Annotated in this window: 20 protein-coding genes; 10 read left to right on the top strand and 10 right to left on the bottom strand. The window is 45.5% G+C overall.

Features of this window, described 5'->3' with window-relative positions; genetic code table 11:
- Positions 1-219: 219 nt before the first annotated feature.
- The 5 genes from yegQ to Q8L79_RS09965 all read left to right on the top strand — a co-directional run bounded on the left by yegQ (position 220) and on the right by Q8L79_RS09965 (position 4,126).
- On the top strand, positions 220-1,560 hold the full coding sequence (gene yegQ / locus Q8L79_RS09945) for a tRNA 5-hydroxyuridine modification protein YegQ (protein WP_305270805.1): 1,341 nt from the start codon (positions 220-222) through the stop codon (positions 1,558-1,560).
- Positions 1,561-1,653: 93 nt separating this feature from the next.
- Positions 1,654-2,139 (top strand): ribonuclease E activity regulator RraA, encoded by a 486-nt coding sequence (gene rraA / locus Q8L79_RS09950; RefSeq protein WP_305270559.1) that lies wholly within the window; start codon positions 1,654-1,656, stop codon positions 2,137-2,139.
- 36 nt (positions 2,140-2,175) lie between these two features.
- Positions 2,176-3,123, top strand: a complete 948-nt coding sequence (ispH, locus tag Q8L79_RS09955; protein WP_305270561.1) for a 4-hydroxy-3-methylbut-2-enyl diphosphate reductase — start codon at positions 2,176-2,178, stop codon at positions 3,121-3,123.
- A gap of 250 nt (positions 3,124-3,373) precedes the next feature.
- A complete protein-coding gene (locus Q8L79_RS09960) occupies positions 3,374-3,733 on the top strand; it encodes a rhodanese-like domain-containing protein (protein ID WP_305270563.1) in 360 nt (119 codons plus the stop codon).
- Positions 3,734-4,126: an RNA-binding S4 domain-containing protein gene (locus Q8L79_RS09965; RefSeq protein ID WP_305270565.1), complete on the top strand. Its 393-nt coding sequence runs from the start codon at positions 3,734-3,736 to the stop codon at positions 4,124-4,126.
- A gap of 121 nt (positions 4,127-4,247) precedes the next feature.
- Here the strand turns inward: Q8L79_RS09965 and Q8L79_RS09970 are convergent, their stop codons facing one another.
- The 3 genes from Q8L79_RS09970 to Q8L79_RS09980 are packed head-to-tail and all read right to left on the bottom strand — an operon-like array spanning position 4,248 to position 5,183.
- Entirely contained in the window at positions 4,248-4,580 is a 333-nt protein-coding gene (locus Q8L79_RS09970; protein WP_305270567.1) for a TusE/DsrC/DsvC family sulfur relay protein, read from the bottom strand.
- Positions 4,571-4,861 carry a sulfurtransferase complex subunit TusB gene (tusB, locus tag Q8L79_RS09975; RefSeq protein ID WP_305270569.1) on the bottom strand — a complete coding sequence of 97 codons (291 nt, stop codon included), beginning with the start codon at positions 4,859-4,861 and terminating at the stop codon, positions 4,571-4,573. Before tusB ends, Q8L79_RS09970 begins: the two co-directional genes overlap by 10 nt.
- Position 4,862: 1 nt before the next feature.
- Positions 4,863-5,183: a multidrug efflux SMR transporter gene (locus Q8L79_RS09980; RefSeq protein WP_305270571.1), complete on the bottom strand. Its 321-nt coding sequence runs from the start codon at positions 5,181-5,183 to the stop codon at positions 4,863-4,865.
- Positions 5,184-5,460: 277 nt separating this feature from the next.
- On the opposite strand from Q8L79_RS09980, the gene Q8L79_RS09985 reads away from it, so the two are divergent.
- The 3 genes from Q8L79_RS09985 to xseA all read left to right on the top strand — a co-directional run bounded on the left by Q8L79_RS09985 (position 5,461) and on the right by xseA (position 8,481).
- Positions 5,461-6,180 (top strand): flagellar brake protein, encoded by a 720-nt coding sequence (locus tag Q8L79_RS09985; protein ID WP_305270573.1) that lies wholly within the window; start codon positions 5,461-5,463, stop codon positions 6,178-6,180.
- 159 nt (positions 6,181-6,339) lie between these two features.
- Positions 6,340-7,071: a flagellar brake protein gene (locus Q8L79_RS09990; protein ID WP_305270575.1), complete on the top strand. Its 732-nt coding sequence runs from the start codon at positions 6,340-6,342 to the stop codon at positions 7,069-7,071.
- Between the two features lie 45 nt (positions 7,072-7,116).
- Positions 7,117-8,481 carry an exodeoxyribonuclease VII large subunit gene (xseA, locus tag Q8L79_RS09995; RefSeq protein ID WP_305270577.1) on the top strand — a complete coding sequence of 455 codons (1,365 nt, stop codon included), beginning with the start codon at positions 7,117-7,119 and terminating at the stop codon, positions 8,479-8,481.
- On the opposite strand, the gene thpR is transcribed toward xseA, so the two are convergent.
- The 5 genes from thpR to Q8L79_RS10020 all read right to left on the bottom strand — a co-directional run bounded on the left by thpR (position 8,465) and on the right by Q8L79_RS10020 (position 13,910).
- On the bottom strand, positions 8,465-9,010 hold the full coding sequence (gene thpR, locus Q8L79_RS10000; protein ID WP_305270579.1) for an RNA 2',3'-cyclic phosphodiesterase: 546 nt from the start codon (positions 9,008-9,010) through the stop codon (positions 8,465-8,467). The genes xseA and thpR overlap by 17 nt on opposite strands.
- 249 nt (positions 9,011-9,259) lie before the next feature.
- On the bottom strand, positions 9,260-10,027 hold the full coding sequence (locus Q8L79_RS10005) for a DUF4405 domain-containing protein (protein WP_305270581.1): 768 nt from the start codon (positions 10,025-10,027) through the stop codon (positions 9,260-9,262).
- A gap of 160 nt (positions 10,028-10,187) precedes the next feature.
- A complete protein-coding gene (locus tag Q8L79_RS10010; RefSeq protein ID WP_305270583.1) occupies positions 10,188-11,819 on the bottom strand; it encodes a multicopper oxidase family protein in 1,632 nt (543 codons plus the stop codon).
- 449 nt (positions 11,820-12,268) lie between these two features.
- Positions 12,269-12,736, bottom strand: a complete 468-nt coding sequence (locus Q8L79_RS10015) for a hypothetical protein (RefSeq protein ID WP_305270585.1) — start codon at positions 12,734-12,736, stop codon at positions 12,269-12,271.
- Positions 12,737-12,854: 118 nt separating this feature from the next.
- On the bottom strand, positions 12,855-13,910 hold the full coding sequence (locus Q8L79_RS10020) for a GGDEF domain-containing protein (protein ID WP_305270587.1): 1,056 nt from the start codon (positions 13,908-13,910) through the stop codon (positions 12,855-12,857).
- Positions 13,911-14,506: 596 nt separating this feature from the next.
- Between Q8L79_RS10020 and Q8L79_RS10025 the strand changes: the two genes are divergently transcribed.
- Both Q8L79_RS10025 and tsaB read left to right on the top strand, forming a co-directional pair.
- Positions 14,507-16,474, top strand: coding sequence for an ATP-dependent DNA helicase (locus tag Q8L79_RS10025; RefSeq protein ID WP_305270589.1), 1,968 nt, complete (start codon positions 14,507-14,509; stop codon positions 16,472-16,474).
- Positions 16,471-17,154: a tRNA (adenosine(37)-N6)-threonylcarbamoyltransferase complex dimerization subunit type 1 TsaB gene (tsaB, locus tag Q8L79_RS10030; RefSeq protein ID WP_305270591.1), complete on the top strand. Its 684-nt coding sequence runs from the start codon at positions 16,471-16,473 to the stop codon at positions 17,152-17,154. The genes Q8L79_RS10025 and tsaB overlap by 4 nt, the downstream gene beginning before the upstream one ends.
- 437 nt (positions 17,155-17,591) lie before the next feature.
- Here the strand turns inward: tsaB and Q8L79_RS10035 are convergent, their stop codons facing one another.
- Positions 17,592-18,380, bottom strand: coding sequence for a hypothetical protein (locus tag Q8L79_RS10035; RefSeq protein ID WP_305270593.1), 789 nt, complete (start codon positions 18,378-18,380; stop codon positions 17,592-17,594).
- Positions 18,381-18,503: 123 nt separating this feature from the next.
- Positions 18,504-19,202 (bottom strand): hypothetical protein, encoded by a 699-nt coding sequence (locus tag Q8L79_RS10040; protein ID WP_305270595.1) that lies wholly within the window; start codon positions 19,200-19,202, stop codon positions 18,504-18,506.
- Positions 19,203-19,386 lie beyond the last annotated feature (184 nt).

The following is a 19,386-nucleotide window of genomic DNA, read 5'->3' on the forward strand; positions in this document are numbered from 1 at the left end:
CCCCTACATAGATCATTTACATACTTCAATATGACAAATATGTCTGGAACAGATTTACATTTACCCGAAGGACGTAAGGCAGGACAGCCTGACGTGTCCCATCCGCCGGGAGCGGATTTGCATTTACCCGAAGGGCGCAGGGCAGGACAGCCTGACGTGACTAATCCGCCGGGAGCGGATTTGCATTTACCCGAAGGGCGCAGGGCAGGACAGCCCTGCGTGAAACAAGTCGAATTACTTTCTCCTGCCGGAACTCTTAAAAACATGCGCTATGCCTTTGCATACGGCGCGGATGCCGTTTATGCAGGGCTGCCGCGTTATAGCCTGCGGGTGCGCAATAATGATTTTCTTGAAGACAATCTGGCCAAAGGCATCGCTGAGGCTCATCAGCTGGGTAAAAAGTTTTTCCTGGCAACTAATGTGATTCCGCATAACGCCAAGGTTAAAACCTTTATTAAGGATATTACTCCGGTTATCGCTATGAAGCCGGACGCATTGATTATGGCTGATCCGGGTTTGATTATGATGACGCGGGAAGCCTGGCCGGACATGCCGATACATCTGTCGGTACAGGCCAATACCGTTAATTATGCATCGGTCAATTTCTGGAAAAGCATGGGCGTTGAGCGGGTCATTTTGTCCCGCGAATTGTCGCTGGATGAAATTGAAGAAATCCGCCAGCGTTGCCCCGATACGGAACTTGAAGTGTTTGTTCACGGTGCGTTATGCATCGCTTATTCCGGCCGCTGTTTGTTATCAGGCTACTTCAATCACCGTGATCCTAATCAGGGCACCTGCACCAACTCTTGCCGCTGGAAATACGACACATTGCCTGCCGAAGAAAATGCAGAGGGCGATTATCTGCCGGTTGGCGAAGTATTATCGATGTCCGATATCAGCAACGCCAGTTGCGGCGGCGCGGAACGGCACCCGTTGGCGGACAAGGTGTATTTTCTGGAAGAAGAGGGGCGTAAAGGTGAATTATTGCCGGTGATGGAAGACGAAAACGGCACCTATATCATGAACTCGAAAGACCTAAGAGCCATCGAGCATGTGCAGCGTCTGGTCGAAATCGGCGTGGACAGCCTTAAAATCGAAGGTCGCACCAAGTCGCATTATTACGTGGCGCGTACCGCGCAAACCTATCGTCAGGCGATTGACGATGCGTTGGCGGGGCGGGCATTTCAGCCTGAATTAATCGGCGTTTTGGAAAATCTCGCCAACCGGGGCTATACCGACGGTTTTTATCAGCGCCACCATACCCATGAACAGCAAAATTATATAACCGGTTATTCCAAAAGCCATCAGCAGCAATTTTGCGGCGAGATCAGGAGTTATGACCAGAAAACCGGCTTGGCAACCGTTGATGTTAAAAACAAGTTTTCGGTCGGCGATAAGCTCGAATTGATATTGCCCGAAGGCAATCAGGATATTATCGTCGAGCGCATGGAAGGCATGTACGGACAAGAAATGGAAGAAGCGTCGGGCGGCGGCTATGAAGTGAAAATACCGCTGCCGGAAATATGCGGCGATAATGGCTTGTTGGCGCGGTATACTTGAGATAGGCGAAGGACGAAAGACAAAAGGCGAAAAAAGCCTTTCGTCCTTCGCCTTTCGCCCTTCGCCGCCTTTTATCCTTTTGAGAATTGAATCATGACATTTACTACCGCCGATCTTTGCGATGCCCATTCAGAAGAAGACCACTTCCAGATTGCCGAACCGCTGCTCAAACCTTATGGAGGGCACCCAAGCTTTTGCGGCCAAATCACTACGGTAAAAGTTTTTGAGGACAACGTTTTGGTCAGAGCGGTGCTGGAAGAGAAAGTTGAAAACAGGGTGCTGGTTGTTGATGGCGGCGGCTCTCACCGTTGTGCTCTGTTGGGTAATGATCTGGCAAGGCTTGCCATCGGCAATGGCTGGCAGGGCATTGTTATTCATGGCTGTATCCGCGATTCTGCAATCATCGATCAACTTCCTATCGGGATACGTGCTTTACATACGCATCCCTTAAAAAGCCATAAAAAAGACCATGGCGACCGCGACTTATTGGTCACTTTCGCCGGTGTCAATTTCAAACAAAATCATTTTTTATATGCTGATGCCGATGGAATTATCGTATCAGAAACAATGTTGAGTTAAAATAACTTCAAATTAACCTAGTAAAGAAGTCAAGATATGCAAATCGTACTCGCTAACCCCCGTGGATTCTGTGCCGGTGTAGACCGGGCTATTGAAATCGTTGATCAAGCCATCGAGGCTTTCGGCGCGCCTATTTATGTTCGTCACGAAGTTGTACATAACCGTACGGTTGTCGATGGGCTTAAAGAAAAAGGCGCGATTTTTATTGAAGATTTAACCGACGTGCCGGTCGGCTCTTATCTGATTTTCAGTGCTCATGGCGTATCAAAACAAGTACAGCAGGAAGCTAAAGAACGTAATTTGACGGTTTTTGACGCGACCTGTCCGCTGGTCACTAAGGTTCATTTGCAGGTTGCCAAGCATGCCAAAGAGGATCGCGAGGTTATCCTGATCGGCCACGCCGGACACCCGGAAGTTGAAGGCACAATGGGGCAATATGAACGCTGTACTGACAATGGCGGCATTTATCTGGTAGAAACCCCGGACGACGTGAAAAGCCTGGTGGTAAAAAATCCGGATGATCTGGCGTATGTCACGCAGACGACCTTGTCGATGACCGACACCAAGATTATGGTCGACGCCTTAAGAGCGCGCTTTAAAGGCATACAGGAACAGAAAAAGGACGACATCTGCTACGCCACGCAAAACCGGCAGGACGCGGTTTATGAGCTGGCCAAAACGGCTGATATTATCCTCGTAGTCGGCTCACCCAACAGTTCAAACTCTAACCGTCTCCGCGAAATTGCCGAACAGCTCGGTAAACAGTCTTATCTGATCGATACCGCGAAAGATATGCAGCAGAACTGGTTTGAGGGTATTGCCGTGGTCGGCGTTACTGCCGGAGCTTCCGCGCCGGAAGTCCTGGTTCAGGAAGTTATCAATCAGTTAAAACAGTGGGGCGGACAATCGGCTGTTGAGATTCAAGGCATAGAAGAAAAAGTAGTGTTTTCTTTGCCTAGAGAGTTAAAAAAACACATCAACTAACATTTTCCACTGCGGGGCTGCTTCAGTGGCCGCCCCGACTCTTCTTTTCCGCATACCCTGATATTGATAGCTGATCCTATCCTGCCGCGCGTCCGAATTAAAATTAAAGACAAAAACTATCGTTTTTATCTAAAATAGGCATGGCTGTAAAACCAACCTTAACGTCAATAATGGCGGCCCGGAAATAAATCCTATGAAAACCGGCTCCTAAGTTATTGCTTCCATTCATTTATTTTCCCTAAAGATGATTATGACACTTACTGCAATGGATCTTGTCGCTCAAGCCAAACAAAATATTGTTGAAATTGATATTGATGCCGCAAAAAATTCCCTGGAAACAAGCCTCATTCTTGATGTCAGAGAACCTGCTGAGTATGCCGCGGGCCATTTGCCGGGAGCGTTCAACATACCTCGCGGCGTATTGGAATTCAAGATAGGCTCACATCCCGACTTTCAGGATAAACAAGACGCCCACATCATCGTTTACTGCCAATCGGGTGGCCGCTCGGCCTTGGCAGCAGAGGTATTAAGTAAAATGGGATTCAACAATACCGTCAGTATGGCCGGCGGATTTAAGGCATGGACGGACAGTGGCAATGAAGTAGTCTAGATGGCTGAACTGGAAGTTATCCGTCTGGATAAATGGTTATGGACTGCGCGTTTTTTTAAAACGCGCAAATTAGCTGCTGAGGCTATTTCCGGCGGGAAGGTTCATGTTAACGATCAGCGCACCAAGCCTGGAAAAGAAGTCAAAGTCGGCGCCATAGTCTCCATCAGCAAAGATAATTATCGGTGGGACATCACGATCATCGCCATTAATGGTCAACGGCGCTCGGCTAAAGAAGCGGTTTTACTCTATGAGGAAAGCGCTGAAAGCCTTGCCAAACGCGAAAAGCAAATTATTCAAAATCGTGAACAGCGGGAATTATTTGATTTTAGCGGCAGGGATCATAAGCCGAACAAGAAAGAAAGACGCCTGATTCACCAATTTAAGCAAGGATAGGGATAGGGACGTAAGCTTTGCAAAGCTTAGGCTCCCTCGGCAACCGCTCCATGCGTCGCCTAAAGCGCCTACTGTTGGTGCTCTACCTCCTGCATAACCCACATCCATGTAGGCAACAACGCTATAAACAGGTAGGTGGTTTAGGCAAGCCAGCCAGCTTACATGCATATTTTAAGGGACCTTCGGGAAATAATTTGTGCAAATAACGACTGTTACCCTTTGTCTCGCCCAATTCCTTGGCAATCGCTTTAGTAAAAACCCGCGCATTAGGCAAATGTTTAAATTGCTGATAATAACGCCGAATAAACAAAATAATTTCCCAATGATCATCGCTCAGATCAATATTGTTTGATGCGGACAGTCGTTGCGCGACATCTTCATTCCAGTCTGCAGGATTTATCAGAAAACCCTGTTCGGTTACTTCCAGGTGCAAATCCGGATCCATTACGTCCATGATTGAATGACCGGGTTATTAACCGTCAATTCCACCAGTTCGGCATAATCTATCACCTCCAGTCCATTAATCAGCTCATCAAGGGTAATTCCGCGTATTGCGATGTCATCCGACAGCACACAAAGACGATTGTTGCTTAACTGGTGTGTTAACGTATCGCTTATGCTGCTATTTTGTAATACCCGCAGAACGGCATTTTCAAGAAATACCACAACATCGCCTGAATCAATACGCTCTAAAATGGCAGTTTCAATCGGCGATTGAAAAATAAGGTGCAACACGTTAAGTGCTGTCGGTTAATTTAAGGCCGATAATTCCAGCAATTACCAGCGTAATTGATATCAAGCGATACCAGTCGGCAGATTCTTTAAATAAAATGATGCCTAATACGGCTACACCGACTGCGCCCATACCCGTCCAGACGGCATACGCAGTTCCCAGCGGCAGGGTTTTAATTGCCAGAATCAACAAATAAAAACTTACGCCGCCGGACAGCATCGTTATGATGCTGGGCCACAGCTTGGTAAAGCCTTGATTGTATTTAAGACTTAAAGCGAATACTATTTCTGCAAATCCCGCAGAAAATAAAAGAAACCACGCCACGAACACCCCTTTTCTTTGTGCTTGGATACCAAATATTTTACAATATACTAAACTTGGCAGTATTTAAAAACACTTTAGATGAGCCTTCACCGGTAAACTCAGGAAAGATCAGAGAATAAACTGCCAATTCATCCGATAGCGTTCGCATCTGAACAAGGCCATTTAGCATATATACAGCAGATTTAACAAGAGGCCTTACAGGAGGACTGAGTTTTTGCGTAATATGTAATGCTTCGCATTTAATGCAAAATAATCAATAACTAATTAACACATATTAATGAGCGACATATCTTCTTTTTCAGTCCAAAATCCAAAGCAAATAATCAATCATTTATCATTATTAGTTAAAAATAAATGTTTGCTCAGCGCTCGTTTTGGAACAAATAATGAGTCCTATATCACCACATTGCTCAGTGTTAATGAAGGCGATAATTCGGTGATTCTAGATTACGGACCCAAAGAAGATTTAAATCAACGCATCCTTAATGCGGGGAGGGTCTCATTCGATACTGATTACAATGGCATTAAAGTTTCTTTCACTGGTGCCGCGCTGAAAAAAATTACCCATAAAAGGGATGCGGCATTTAGTATGCCTATTCCTAAATCGCTTTACTGGATGCAACGTAGAGAGTACTACAGGGTAAAATCGCCGCTTTCAAAATCCAGTTATTGCCAATTGATAATAGAAGGCAGGGAACCGGTTAACCTTAAGTTATACGATATCAGTCTTACAGGCTTTGCAATGCTGAATGTTTCCAAAGAAGTTTCCGAGCTCCTGATTCCGGGTACATCAATTTCGCAAGGCAAACTTATACTTTCAGATGTAGGTGAAGGCATGATTTCCTTTGAGATCTGTGCCAAATACATAATTAACCCTGAGAAGTTGCAAAAAATTCAAAAAATAGGTTGTAAGTTCATCAAGTTAGCGCGTCCAGTTGAAGAGATTGTTCAGCGTTACATGCATCAGATCCAACGGGAAGACTTGCAGAAAGAGTGATTTATTCAAATTAAAGAGCAACAAAAACTGAAAGGAGTAAGGTTAACGGCTCTTTATAATACCCGTCACTCACTTTAATATAGCGATACCGTAAAATATTTATGACTACACATTTTTGTTGTTGCCCGATAATCATCTGAAAATACAGGGTCATTATTAATGAGCGACGCCTCCTCTTTTTCAATCCACAATCCAAGACAAATAGTTCATAATTTATCTATATTGATTAAGAACAAATGTCTGCTCAGCATTCGTTTTGGCGAAGGTAAGGCATTCTTCCTTACTGCAATACTTGAGATTGATCAGGCAAATAATTCCATAATTTTCGATTACGGACCCAAAGAAGTTTTAAATCAGCAGCTTCTTAAGGCTACCAGAATCACTTTCGAAGCCGATTTTGCAGGCATTAAAGCTTCTTTCAAAGGAAGTATGTTGGAACAAATTCTTTATAATGGGGAACCGGCGTTTTCCATGCCGATTCCTGAGTCAGTTTTTTGGATGCAGCGTAGAGAATTTTTTAGAATAAAATCACCGCGTTCAAAAGCCAGCTATTGCCAGTTGATACTGGAGGATCAAGAACCCGTCAATTTAATGTTATACGACATTAGCCTCACCGGTTTTTCACTACTTAATACCTCAACTGAAATATCCAACTTATTGATACCCGGTACACAATTAGAAAAGTGCAGGCTTGTACTTTCAGGGGCAGGTGAAGATATCATCTCCTTGAAGGTCTGTTCTAAGCTCATCATTAATCCGGATAAAATTGCCGCACTCAAAATCCAAAAAATAGGCTGTTTATTTACCCGGATTACCCCTGTATTTGAATCGACCGTCCAGCGCTATATCAATCAACTTCAACGAGAAAGCATACAAAAAATGAGTGGATAGGGGTAAGCTTCTAATAACAAATTCACTCTCAACTCGCGCAAAGCAATGACTACGATCACCACTTCTGCTTCTACACGACGCAATATCATCACCGTTACCCAGCTTAACCGCGAAACCAGTCAATTACTTGCCGAACATTTTCTGTCTGTTCTGGTTGAAGGCGAGTTATCCAATTTAAGTACCCCTGCTTCCGGACATATGTATTTTTCGCTGAAGGACGCTAATGCTCAGGTACGTTGCGCCATGTTTCGTACTCAGCAGCGCCGCTTGGCGTTTAAGCCGGAAAACGGCAAGCAGGTTATCGTCAAGGCGCAAGTCAGCCTGTACGAGCCCAGAGGCGATTACCAGCTTATCGTCGAGCATATTGAAGAAGCCGGTGACGGGGCTTTGCGCAGGGCGTTTGATGCGTTAAAGCTGAAGCTATCGGAGCAAGGGCTGTTCGATGCCGCCCACAAACAAGCTTTGCCTACGCTACCCAAAACAATTGGCGTTATTACTTCGCCATCAGGCGCTGCTGTCAGAGATATACTGACCGTGCTACAAAGACGTTTTGCAGCGATACCGGTGATTGTTTATCCGGTTTCCGTGCAGGGCGATAACGCAAAACATGAAATTGCCAAGGCGATAGCCACCGCCAATCGACACAAGCACTGCGACGTTATCATTCTCGGGCGGGGCGGCGGTTCGCTGGAAGACCTTTGGGCATTTAATGAAGAGCTTGTTGCCAGAGCCATATACGACAGCGAAATTCCGATCATTTCAGGCATCGGGCACGAAACCGATTTTACCATTGCCGATTTTGTTGCCGACCTGCGCGCGGCCACGCCTTCCGCGGCCGCAGAACACGCCAGTCCCGATCAGCAGCAATGGCTGTCGCGATTCATGCATCTGGAATCGCGGCTGCAACAACAACTGCAACGAAAGCTGAACCAAAAACAGCAAGCTCTGGATTGGCTCAGTCAGCGACTGCAACAGCAACATCCCGGCCAAAAGCTGGCTGGAAATGTGCGGCGCATGAATGAACTTGAGGCCAGACTTAATCACGCTATACATACAAAGCTTCGACATATGACCGGCATTGTCGACGCAAAAACGGCTAAGTTATGGCAACACAACCCTGCGATAACCATAAGCAGCCATAAACAACGACAGGGCTATTTGACTAAGCGCCTGATTTCCGCAACCGCACATAAGCTGGAACAGCTCAATCAGCGATTATTAAATTCCAGTCAAACCCTGCATGCGGTTAGCCCTTTGGCAACGTTAAACCGTGGTTATACGATGACAATCAACCCGTCTTCCGGGGAAATCATCCGCTCCACCGAACAACTTAAGTTGGGCGATATGGTGCAAACCCGTCTCGCGCAAGGCCGATTCATCAGCCAAGTTAAAGTCATTGATCGGGATTAACGGTTGGTTTGATAAAAGGCCATTGCTGTATCACTTTATAACAGACGCCATCCGGTTCACTACAGGATTCAAGCAGGCAGAATGCTTCGGCGCGCCAGACTATCGGTTCAATTGGCATATCCGGCAAGTACCGGACATGCCGGGCCAGCGTAATATGAGGGGTATAAGGTCTGGTGTCAGTATGCAGACCGCAGTTTGCAGCTACTGTTTCCAACATGGATGCCAACATCGTCGCCGGTTCCGGTACTGGTTGCCGGCAGGTCATGCATAGGATTTTGGGTTTACTCCAGTAGCTTAAGCGGTCAAAGTTCAAAGTAAAAGGTTGGGCGGTAATATCGGCGACGGACTGTTTAATCAATAATTCAGTGTCTGCGTCAACAGAACCCAAAAAAACCAGTGTTACATGGAGATTGTGCGGCCGTACCCATTTCAGTCCTTGCGCTGCGTTGGCTTGACTCAATCGCGCCAGCGCTTGCCGGGTTTCATCGTCAGGCCATAAGGCAAAAAACAATCTTGACGTATCAGGCATGGTTTTAAACGGGTAGCATGAATAAAACTCACCTACAGTGAGTCTGAATAGGTCGTAAGTCTGTCACGAAAATTGGAATGAGTCACCGCTATTTTTACGTGAATTCATACTGAACACTGGGTAATGCGGCAAACTTGATCTTCGTTAAACGCTGTAACATGTGTAATTCATGTTTGCCGTATTTACACAAGTTCACTATACCGCCGAGGAACATCCATGGTTTTTTGCTGCTCCGTTGGGGATGGGCAATTATTTCTCAGGGGGCGAGGCAGGCCACTTTGCTCCTGCGTCTATCCATGCCCTGAGGAGTAATACATCGCGTTCGGAAAGGTTGTGCCTGTCAGCCATAGGCATATCTTTTCTTGCACCTGAGACTATTCCAATTAGAGGGCTTGCGTCACTCCGGCCCGGCAAAATCAGCGATTTCCGACTATTGTCCCTGAAGAAATCTTCGCTACGGTCAGCACGAAAACCGGCATACTGCTTTTGCGGTCCGTGGCATGACAGGCAATTTTTCTCAAAGATCGGGTAGATGTTTTTCCAAAAGGCAACCTCCGAATCACCGCTCTCTGATTGAACAATTGATGCTGAGCCGGTCTGTCCGTCGAGGTGGCTGTTAGGTCCGCGGGGTTCATGGATTGGCCGGGTTATTGATTTGACGCTATGTTGGGCTATCCATGCGAAGACTATGAAAGTTATGGTGACGATAACAAGCGTTAATAGACCGCTACGGAGTAGTGAAGGGTGCGAGGTTTGCACCGCATGACAATGCTTGACGATGACGGTAACGATCCAATTCCAATGAAGTACCAGATGAATAACAAGCACCGCTAACAGTCCAAAACTGATCCAGAAATGGATATCGCCATACTGGTGACGGGTAAGACCCCACAGGCTGAACGCTTTGTTGCTTCCTGGCGGCAATGGGAAACGCAATATATAGCCTGTCGCAATCATGCCGAGAAACAGCAGGGCGGCGGTCAAGTCAATGATGATATTTACAAGGGTGCGACTCATATTTATGACAAGATAACCGGTGGGCATGGATTTTTTGCCTGCGTTGCCCAAAGCTGTTTTGAGGTCAGGTGGTTCCTAAGCATAACAAACTTCCTGTAGAAGTCGCTTTAGTAGCGATGTACCCGCCATCAGAACCAGCCAACCTGAGATAAAACTGGAATTATTTAATAAGAAAATCCCGCATCATGCCCATATCCTCGTGTTCCAGATTGTGGCAGTGGTACATGAACAGGCCTTTAAAATCATTAAACGGTTTTAAGATTGTGACCTTTTCGCCCGGCATCACCAGAACCGTATCTTTCCAGCCGCCGTTTATAAACCCTGACGAAACGGTGGCATAGCTATCGCTGGAGCGCGAATTCACTTCCCGCTTGACGATCTGGAACTGTTCGCCATGTAAATGCATCGGATGCGGCATATTCATCATCATGCCATGCATACCGCCGTCAAAACCATTATCGAACTCTATTAGTTGCAGACTGTTAACCGGAATAATTTCGTCCGGCTGAATGTCGTTCATCTTATAAGAACGGCCATTTAGCAGGGCTGACATGTGCTGCATGGATAAGGCGATGGTTCTGGGATTGGCCGCATTTGCAGCATTCTTGACGTGTAGGGCGGGAATGGGCGTTAAAGTCTTTGGCAAAATGTTGTCGCCTTGTTCCTTTTTAGCGACCCGAATTTTTAAGATCGGGTAGTCCGATCCTGAAGGCAAGGTGCTGACGGACATCATGCCGCCTCCCATCATTCCACCCCCCATCATACCCCGGTGTCCGCGCCCTCCCATCATGCCGCCGCCCATCATGCCCATGCCGCCATGCGTGGCAACATCAAACTGAAGGCTACGCAAGGACAGCTCGGTGCCTACCGCGCGTCCGCTAAAATCCATCCATGCCTCCACCCTTTCCCCCGGCGCGAGCATGACATAAGGGTGTTGCTCGGGAGCTGCCAGCAAGCCGCCATCAATACCTATTACGGTGATGGGGGTGCCGTCATCCCAGGCCAGTTTATAAATCCGGGAGTTAGAGCCGTTGACCAGCCGGAGCCGGTAGGCGCGCGTTGCGACCGGCAGCACAAAATCAGGCCGGCCGTTAACCAGGATCTGGTCGCCCAGAAAGCCCTGCATGCGTTGCATCATGTGCGCCGAATAAACCAATTGGTTTTGACCGTCGAAACTGCGATCCTGAATCACCAGCGGGACGTCTAAATTGCCGCTCGGTAAATTCAATGCCTGTTCCTGATCGTCAGTAACAATTAATAAACCTGCCAAGCCGGAATAGACTTGTCTGGCGGTGACGCTGTGGGTATGGGCATGATAAAAATAGGTCCCGGCCCGGTTGAGTATCTCAAATTCATACACATAGGTTTCGCCCTGATTGATCGCATACATGGGATTGCCATCCATGTTAGCCGGGACATGCAGTCCATGCCAATGCAGAATCGATTGCGCCGGTAAATTATTATTAAGAATCAGCCTGACTTTCTGGCCTTTTTTAAAACGCAGGGAAGGTGCCAGATAAGTACCTTCATTATTATCAAGTACCTCTGAAGGACCTGTTATAACCTTGCCGGTGATTTTCCAGACGCGGGTTTTGTCGCCATTTAAAATAGCTACATCAGCCGTATTCATGGTCAGTTCAATTTCAACATCAGGGAGAAAGTCGGCGGATGGCGCATTGACTCTGACAAAGCCGCCGGTCTGCGCCCAGCTTGGGTAAGTGATCGCTCCGGCGATACCCATTGCGGTATATTTTAATAGCTTGCGGCGTTGCAAATTAATCGTGGTTTTCATCTGGACTTCCCTCAATTCAATTAATATTAGCGTATTGTAATATGCGACTTTGTACCATAGTTTTTGCAACGTGCGTTAATCGGAGTCGCGTGGTTTACTGGAGGTAATGATTAGCCAATACGGTGCTCGGGTTTTTCTTTGCCCTAAACAAAAAACCGGATTTTGACGGTGATAACAGCCGGAGGGTACAGAAAATAAGCAGTTCGTTAAATTAGTAGAAACACTTAGCAGCCGGTTTTGCATTGCCGTTAAGCAGAGGGGAAGGATTTTAACTGCAATCTAACGACCAATCCTTGGTCTTGTTTTGGAATTCAGAAGGAAAACCAACCTTAAATCAATAGCGTAGCCTTGCTGGTCCACGGAGCTAAAGTAGCGGCAGGGGGCTTGATAACAGGTTGGATTATTGCAGCAATTGAAGGGCTAAGGCTAAAGCCAAGATACAAAACTCATCATTCATGCTTTATGGGCTTGCCCTTGGCTTTATTCCTCAATTGCTTCGCCCAGCGATAGATGCCGGTTTCGGTAACTTTTGCATGCGCCCATTGCAGCCAGCCAGTGATGGTGGTGTAAATGACTCTCAGAAAGGTAAAAGTTAATAGTTGCGGTTTGGTCAGTGCAAACACTCTGGCTACCAGCAAAGTACCGAGTAATTTTGCCAACACTTCCACCAGGATGCCTTGCAGAATCAATCCTTTTGCCAGCAATCCAAATGCCGCGAGATTGATCGGCGTAACAATCAGTATCGGAATACCAAACGCCACCAGCGCCATGGTCGCAGTTGTTTGACTGAGCCATTGTTCAAATTGTTGCAGATTCAACCATTGGGATAATGAGCGCCCAAATGCCGTGAGTAGATCCCAAAGCCACTCCTCAATAATCAGGAAGATAGCTAAAAACGAAAGCAGGATTTTTTTCATAATTTGATTGAAAGAGAGTACTCAACAACTGTAATTATAAGTGCAACATTGTTATTTAATATCAGAACTGATCGGAAAGCACATTTAGGGCTATGCCTGGCCCTAAATGTTCAGCGTCTTAGATAAAGTTTTCGGCCATTACCTGATTTCTGCCGTTATCTTTAGCTCTATACATTGCCTGGTCCGCGCGCTCGATCAAGCTTTCGATCGAGTCGTTTAGTTTAAAACTTGAGACGCCGATAGAAATGGTCACCTTTCCTATCGATTTTTTACTACCCTTAAGCTTTAAAGGATGTTGTGCTAAGGAAGTTCTTATTTCTTCGGCGATTTCCATAGCCTTGTTAAGCGGTGTATTGGGCATGATAATGGCCATTTCTTCGCCGCCATAGCGTGCTGCGCAATGATGTTCGGTAATATGTTGCTTCATCAGGTTAGCTGTATAGCGCAGTACGTTATCGCCCATCTGGTGGCCAAACGTATCATTGACTTGTTTGAAATGATCGATATCTAAAATAAGCAAGCACAGTTCAATATCGTTTTGTCTATGAATTTCAATATATTCATTCAGCTTTTGATCAAAAGCGCGGCGGTTGAATAGACCTGTCAAGGCATCAGTTTTTGCCGTTTCGCGTACATGCGCAAGTTCCTGCCGCAGCAGCTGCATTTCCTTTTTACTCTCGTCCAGTTGCGTCATCAACGTCATACTGGTTTCAGCAAGTCCTTTAGTTCCGGCGATGATTTCGGTTAAGACTATTTTGATTTCAGTCAGGTCTTGGTTGTTTTCCAGATTTTTACTCTGGTTCTGGAAGTCTATTGATGCTGCACTGGCTTTTTCGCCAGTAGTATCCAAGGCCTCACCTGTTTTATTGATAAGCTGCAACAGGATGTGATTTATTTTTTCCAGAGAGTCGAGTGACGTATCGCAAATATGTTTTTTAAAGAGTTTTGCGCTTAATTCAGAAGTAAAAACATTGTGCTTGGCCAGTAGTTCATCCAGTTCATTGTTTAAGTCAATGTTTCTACCGATAATATATTCATAGAAAATTGCAAAATTAAGAGGATCGGTAGCGATTTTATTCTTTGACATGAGGGGAAGTATTTGCCGAAGATATTCTGCATTTTGTTCCAGCGTGTCATCGTATTTAGGGAGAAATGTTAAGTCATCGTTTATCATTATTTAAAGTCAATAATATTCATTAATTATTATCCATTTTAGCCAGTTGCTTTATGTTTTCAAGTGCTAGTATCTTCTAATTCAATACGTACGCAAATAAATATTATTTAAAATTTTAAAAAGTACTCTGGCGCCATAAATATCTACAGCGGCCACGGTCTGCGTGGTTAGCTAAAGGTTGATAGTCAGACAGATTCGGCCCGGGTCTGTAATTGATCTTACCGTCAGCGATAATCCAATCAATTGCTTTTATGGCGCATCAGGCCGATAAAATGATAAGGATAGAAATATACTGAAATCCATCAGAGTCAGAGCAAACAAAGACAGCATCGACAGGCTGAATTATGGCGACAATCGCGTTTCCTGAGCAATGTGCTCCGGCATACCGCTCGCTGCTCAAGGATTGCGGTTATCTTTTTCGGATATATTATCGATCTATTTGATCAGTATAGATTTAGATACCCGAGCCACTATCTTTAAAATCTCAATCTGGTATCTTTGTTGCTTGGTCGGCTTTTTTCAATTCAGTTAAAAAATGAACTGCATTTGTCGGTTGAATTTAAAATAGTAAATAAAAAGCAGTGCAAGAGACTAAATTGACAGAACTAGAAGCATTTTTCGGTAGCGACGGCGGATTGGCAAAAGTCATTCCAGGCTATCAACCACGGGCCGCCCAGCTTGAAATGGCTGAAGCGATTGCCCATGCTATCGAAGCTAACCAGCATTTAATCGCCGAAGCCGGGACCGGAACCGGCAAGACCTTCGCCTATTTGGTGCCCGCCATTTTATCCGGCAAAAAAGTCATTATTTCGACCGGCACCAAAAACCTTCAGGACCAGCTGTTTAACAAGGATTTGCCGGTAATCCGCAAGGCGATCAAAACACCGTTTATTGCTGCGCTGTTAAAAGGCCGCAGCAATTATTTATGCACCTATCGGCTGAAAAACGCGTTAACTTCCACATTGGGTTTCAGCAAGGAAGATGCGGTCGCTTTGGCAAAAATAAGTTCGTGGGCGAAGCGCACCAAAACCGGCGATACCTCGGAAATGTCCGACGTGGCAGAGGCAGACCCGGTCTGGTATCAAGCGACTTCGTCATTGGATAATTGTCTGGGACAGGATTGTTCGGATTACGCCGACTGCTTCCTGGTCAAAGCCAGGAAAAAAGCCCAGGAAAGCGAGATTCTGGTGGTTAATCATCATTTACTGTGCGCGGACTGGTCGATACGCGACAGCGGTTTCGGCGAGCTGTTGCCCAATGCCGAAGTGGTCATCATCGACGAGGCGCATCAACTGGCCGATACCGCCTCCAATTTTTTAGGCATTACCGTCAGCGCCAAGCAGCTGAACGATCTGGCCAAAGATGCGTTGATGGAATATTTTAAAGACGCCACCGACATGCCCGCCTTGCGTACCGCCTGTGAAGATCTTGAACATGAAGTTAAGGATTTGAGGCTGGCGTTCGGCATCGAGCTTAAACGCGGCGATTGGCAGGACATCGAAAACAATCCGAAAATAGCGGCAAACTTGACTGCGGTTAAAGACCAGTTGCAGCGCCTCGCCGATCAGCTGGAGCTGGCGTCAGTTAAAACCAAAGGACTGGACTCGTGTTTCAAGCGCGCCGACGAACTGGTGCAGCAGCTAAAGATTATCCTTGAAGACAACAGCGGCAAATGGATACGCTGGTATGAAACCTATAAAAACACCTTTACCTTGAGCCGTACGCCGCTGGATATTGCGTCGGAATTCCGCTCTTTTATGCAGCAACATCAGGCGGCGTGGATTTTTACCTCGGCGACCTTAAGCGTGGCGAACAAGTTCGATCATTTTGCCAACAACCTGGGGCTTAGCAATGCGACCAGCGAAAGCTGGGGCAGTCCTTTCGATTACGCCCATCAATCGCTGTTTTATCATCCAAAAGGCTTGCCGCAGCCCAATGATCCCGAATTCATTCCGCGTATCGTCGAGTTTGCGGTGCCGGTATTGCAAGCCAGCAAGGGTAGGGCGTTTTTCCTGTTTACCAGTCATCGCGCGCTGAAACAGGCGGCTGAATTGCTGGAGAAAAAAATCGATTTTCCGTTGCTGATTCAGGGCAGTCGCCCCAAAGCTTTATTGCTGGAGCAGTTTAAAGCGGCGGGCAATGCCGTATTGTTGGGGACGTCAAGTTTTTGGGAAGGCGTGGACGTCAGGGGCGAGGCCTTGTCCTGCGTCATTATCGACAAGCTGCCTTTCGCATCGCCCGGCGATCCGGTGTTAAAAGCGCGCTTGGACGCGATGACCAAACAGGGACGGAACTCGTTTTTCGAATACCAACTGCCCACCGCCGTGATTGCGTTGAGACAGGGCATAGGCCGTTTGATTCGCGACGTAACGGATCGGGGCGTATTGATGGTCTGCGATCCGCGCTTGTTAAAAAAATCATACGGCCAGATATTTTTAGACAGCGTACCGGCGATGAAGCGCACCCGCGATATAGAAGAGGTGCGGATATTTTTTCAGGATAACGGCATGGATGCAGAAAATAATACGGCGTATGGAGCAGTTGCCGAAGAGACCGAACAATGAAATTACTGGCAGTAGAAACCTCGACCGAAGCCTGCTCGGCAGCGCTGTTTATTGACGGCGAGGTAACCGAGCGTTTTGAGCTCGCGCCCAAAGAACATACCAAACTGATTTTGCCGATGATCGATTCATTAATGACCGAGGCCGGCTTAAAGCCGCAACAGCTGGATGCGCTGGCGTTCAGTCGCGGCCCCGGCTCGTTTACCGGCGTGCGTATCGCCACCGGCGTGATCCAGGGTATCGCCTTGGGCGCGGATTTGCCGGTAGTCCCCGTATCCACCCTGGCCGCTATCGCTCAGGATTTTTTCGATAACAATGATGAGTGTATCGCCTTTGTCTCGATGGATGCGCGGATGGGCGAGATATTCTGGGGCGTTTATCGGCGCGATACACTAGGTTATGCCGAACTGATCGGCGAAGAAGCCGTGACCCCGGCGGACGCAGTTGAGTTTCCCGATTTGACCGGCGTAGGCATCGGCTCAGGCTGGGGCGTTTACAACCAGGAATTGACGGCTCGCTTGGCAGGGCGCGTCAGTCGCTATAAAGCCGAACTGCTGCCCAGAGCCGGTGCTATTGCCCGTTTAGGCGCGCGAGGTTTCGAACAGGGCCTAGCCGTTGCCGTCGAACAGGCCATGCCGGTTTACTTGCGGGATAAGGTTGCCAAGAAAGAATCGGAGCGGTGATGATTTAAGCAGTCATACCGGCAGGGATTGCCGGTATCCAGAACACATGGACGTGAAAAAATTATGTTCACGTACCCTTTTTCAAGCGCTTTTCAAACTTTACGCTGCTTCTTTAATCGCTTTCAAAAATACTTTTGGAATACTCCAAGATTAGCGTTTAGTCATCCATCTAACTCGTTGGCAACTCAGTTAGCAAAACAACCTTGCATGGAAAGAACCGGGCAGGAGTCAGGTTCAAGGCTCCGATCAGGGCGGATTGCCGTGGGACGAATCCCTTTATCCGGGCTGCTGTGTTCAGCATATTTTATGCACTGAATCTGACATTGACTGGCCGTTTTCGACCCATAAGCGACGTTCAAAATGAGCCGACAATACAATTATAATTCACAAATATGGATCAAATATTATTGATAATACAGCCAAAAGATTAGAGCTATCTACGCGAGTTGCATTTCAGTATTTATCTTTATTGCGGCGGTAATATCTGGACGCACCTTTGTTATAACATCATCGAAAATGTCTTGTATAAATGGAGCAATCCAATACTGTGAGCCTTCTTCTGGTTTTACCGAACATTCCAAGCAATCCATGTAATCACTTGATGCCATATAATGATCGTTTAAATAAAACAAATATGCTAAATGAAGAATGAATAAATTTTGCACATCGTTCGAAATATTATTCAAATATTGAAGTCTATTTTTAATAAAAATCGTGTTGTCATTCAGCATAACGTTATTAAAAAAATTATAGTGCGTATGGTCGTTACAGCGATCTCTAATTTTTTTATATCTATCATCTTGGTATAAGATATTATTGATAATAGTTAATTTATCGGATTCTCTAATATATTTAGACATAACACGATATTCTGGAAGACTTTCTTTTCCATGCAACCAATTGTTTATTTGTTCTACAATGAAATTTTGAATACTAAAATGATCTTGAAGATATAGGTTTGAGTCAGTATTTATAATTGCCGAGTCATGATATTTTCTAAGCAGCGCATAGGCATCATTGACTCTTCCCATTTTCAAAATAGTAAGAATTGATTCCAGTGTCCCTTGGATCGACGAGTAAACATATGTATCAATGTTGCAGATACTAGTTGTACCTCTTGTGCAAAAGCTGAAAATTGACATTGATAGGCTCTTATAAAATTCTATATAGCATTCCAGTTCTGAGAAGACACTGTGTTGTGTATATTTTTCGTCTTTAACCATCATATCAAAACACCGCAGCCTATGAGGCTATTTAAAAAATTACAATAAGTCATGCATATTGGCCGATTGTAGTTATTCTCGATAGATAACACCCGCCCAAAAAGCTACTGTCGGACTTTAAGCTTATCATACGCCTTTGTTTACCCTGAAATTCTGAATAATTGAATGAATTTCAGGTTTAAATAACTTTATATAATCATTATGTAGCCCACGAGTTCCACTTGGATGAGGAAATGAAATTATCGTGGTGTTTTCAAAACTCTGGAACCCAATTCTAAATTTTCTCCCTGAAAAATCTTTTGAGATTTTTTCAAGGCTAGACGTTTCGTTGCCAAAGATGTCAGTAAATCTATTTTTTACACAGCTATTCTGTAAATAGTCAATTAATTTTGACCCCATAAATATTAGTAAAGAAGGTCTATAATTTTCTACATGACTTAAAAAATTATTAACGTTTTCTTCGGCTAGAAATTTTTCATAATCGTTAACATAAGTCCCTTGTCCGTCACACCAATTGGTCTGCAATATACATTTATCGAATTTCGAGTTTCCACCATCAAGCCCAAGCGGATGCCCAAAAAAATCAAACCATTTTATTATTTTCTTGTCATAAGGTGAGTCATAGATGCTAGTCTTAGTATGAAAAGTATGGAATTCACTTGTCTTCGATTTAATGAAATCTGAACACTCTTTTTCTAAATATTTATCATGTTCGTTATAACCATATTCGTAGCCACATATCATTAATCCCCCTTTATCGTTAAATTGGGGGAATATAGTATTACCTACATTGAATTTAGTTTCATGGTATGGGGTTTTGTTCAATTTAGTTCCATTTAATGTAAGGATGACAAACAAGTTGTTGTCTAGGTCTTGAAGACTTATATTATGAGATAATTTTACTACATTCCTTAAATAAACAATAAATTAACGCTCCATGAAACTGATTGTCTCCATTTGGCCGAACTGCGGTATTTGCGAAAGCCCGAACTCGACCTAAACCAGTCTA

Source organism: Methylobacter sp. (assembly GCF_030680395.1).
Taxonomy (GTDB): domain Bacteria; phylum Pseudomonadota; class Gammaproteobacteria; order Methylococcales; family Methylomonadaceae; genus Methylobacter_A.

What these genes read in the sequence shown, in the direction of transcription:
- rraA (WP_305270559.1), top strand. Translation starts at nt 1,654, where the DNA reads ATGACATTTACTACCGCCGATCTTTGCGATGCCCATTCAGAAGAAGAC.
- ispH (WP_305270561.1), top strand. Translation starts at nt 2,176, where the DNA reads ATGCAAATCGTACTCGCTAACCCCCGTGGATTCTGTGCCGGTGTAGAC.
- Q8L79_RS09960 (WP_305270563.1), top strand. Translation starts at nt 3,374, where the DNA reads ATGACACTTACTGCAATGGATCTTGTCGCTCAAGCCAAACAAAATATT.
- Q8L79_RS09965 (WP_305270565.1), top strand. Translation starts at nt 3,734, where the DNA reads ATGGCTGAACTGGAAGTTATCCGTCTGGATAAATGGTTATGGACTGCG.
- Q8L79_RS09970 (WP_305270567.1), bottom strand. Translation starts at nt 4,580, where the DNA reads ATGGACGTAATGGATCCGGATTTGCACCTGGAAGTAACCGAACAGGGT.
- Q8L79_RS09985 (WP_305270573.1), top strand. Translation starts at nt 5,461, where the DNA reads ATGAGCGACATATCTTCTTTTTCAGTCCAAAATCCAAAGCAAATAATC.
- Q8L79_RS09990 (WP_305270575.1), top strand. Translation starts at nt 6,340, where the DNA reads ATGAGCGACGCCTCCTCTTTTTCAATCCACAATCCAAGACAAATAGTT.
- xseA (WP_305270577.1), top strand. Translation starts at nt 7,117, where the DNA reads ATGACTACGATCACCACTTCTGCTTCTACACGACGCAATATCATCACC.
- thpR (WP_305270579.1), bottom strand. Translation starts at nt 9,010, where the DNA reads ATGCCTGATACGTCAAGATTGTTTTTTGCCTTATGGCCTGACGATGAA.
- Q8L79_RS10005 (WP_305270581.1), bottom strand. Translation starts at nt 10,027, where the DNA reads ATGAGTCGCACCCTTGTAAATATCATCATTGACTTGACCGCCGCCCTG.
- Q8L79_RS10010 (WP_305270583.1), bottom strand. Translation starts at nt 11,819, where the DNA reads ATGAAAACCACGATTAATTTGCAACGCCGCAAGCTATTAAAATATACC.
- Q8L79_RS10015 (WP_305270585.1), bottom strand. Translation starts at nt 12,736, where the DNA reads ATGAAAAAAATCCTGCTTTCGTTTTTAGCTATCTTCCTGATTATTGAG.
- Q8L79_RS10020 (WP_305270587.1), bottom strand. Translation starts at nt 13,910, where the DNA reads ATGATAAACGATGACTTAACATTTCTCCCTAAATACGATGACACGCTG.
- tsaB (WP_305270591.1), top strand. Translation starts at nt 16,471, where the DNA reads ATGAAATTACTGGCAGTAGAAACCTCGACCGAAGCCTGCTCGGCAGCG.
- Q8L79_RS10035 (WP_305270593.1), bottom strand. Translation starts at nt 18,380, where the DNA reads ATGATGGTTAAAGACGAAAAATATACACAACACAGTGTCTTCTCAGAA.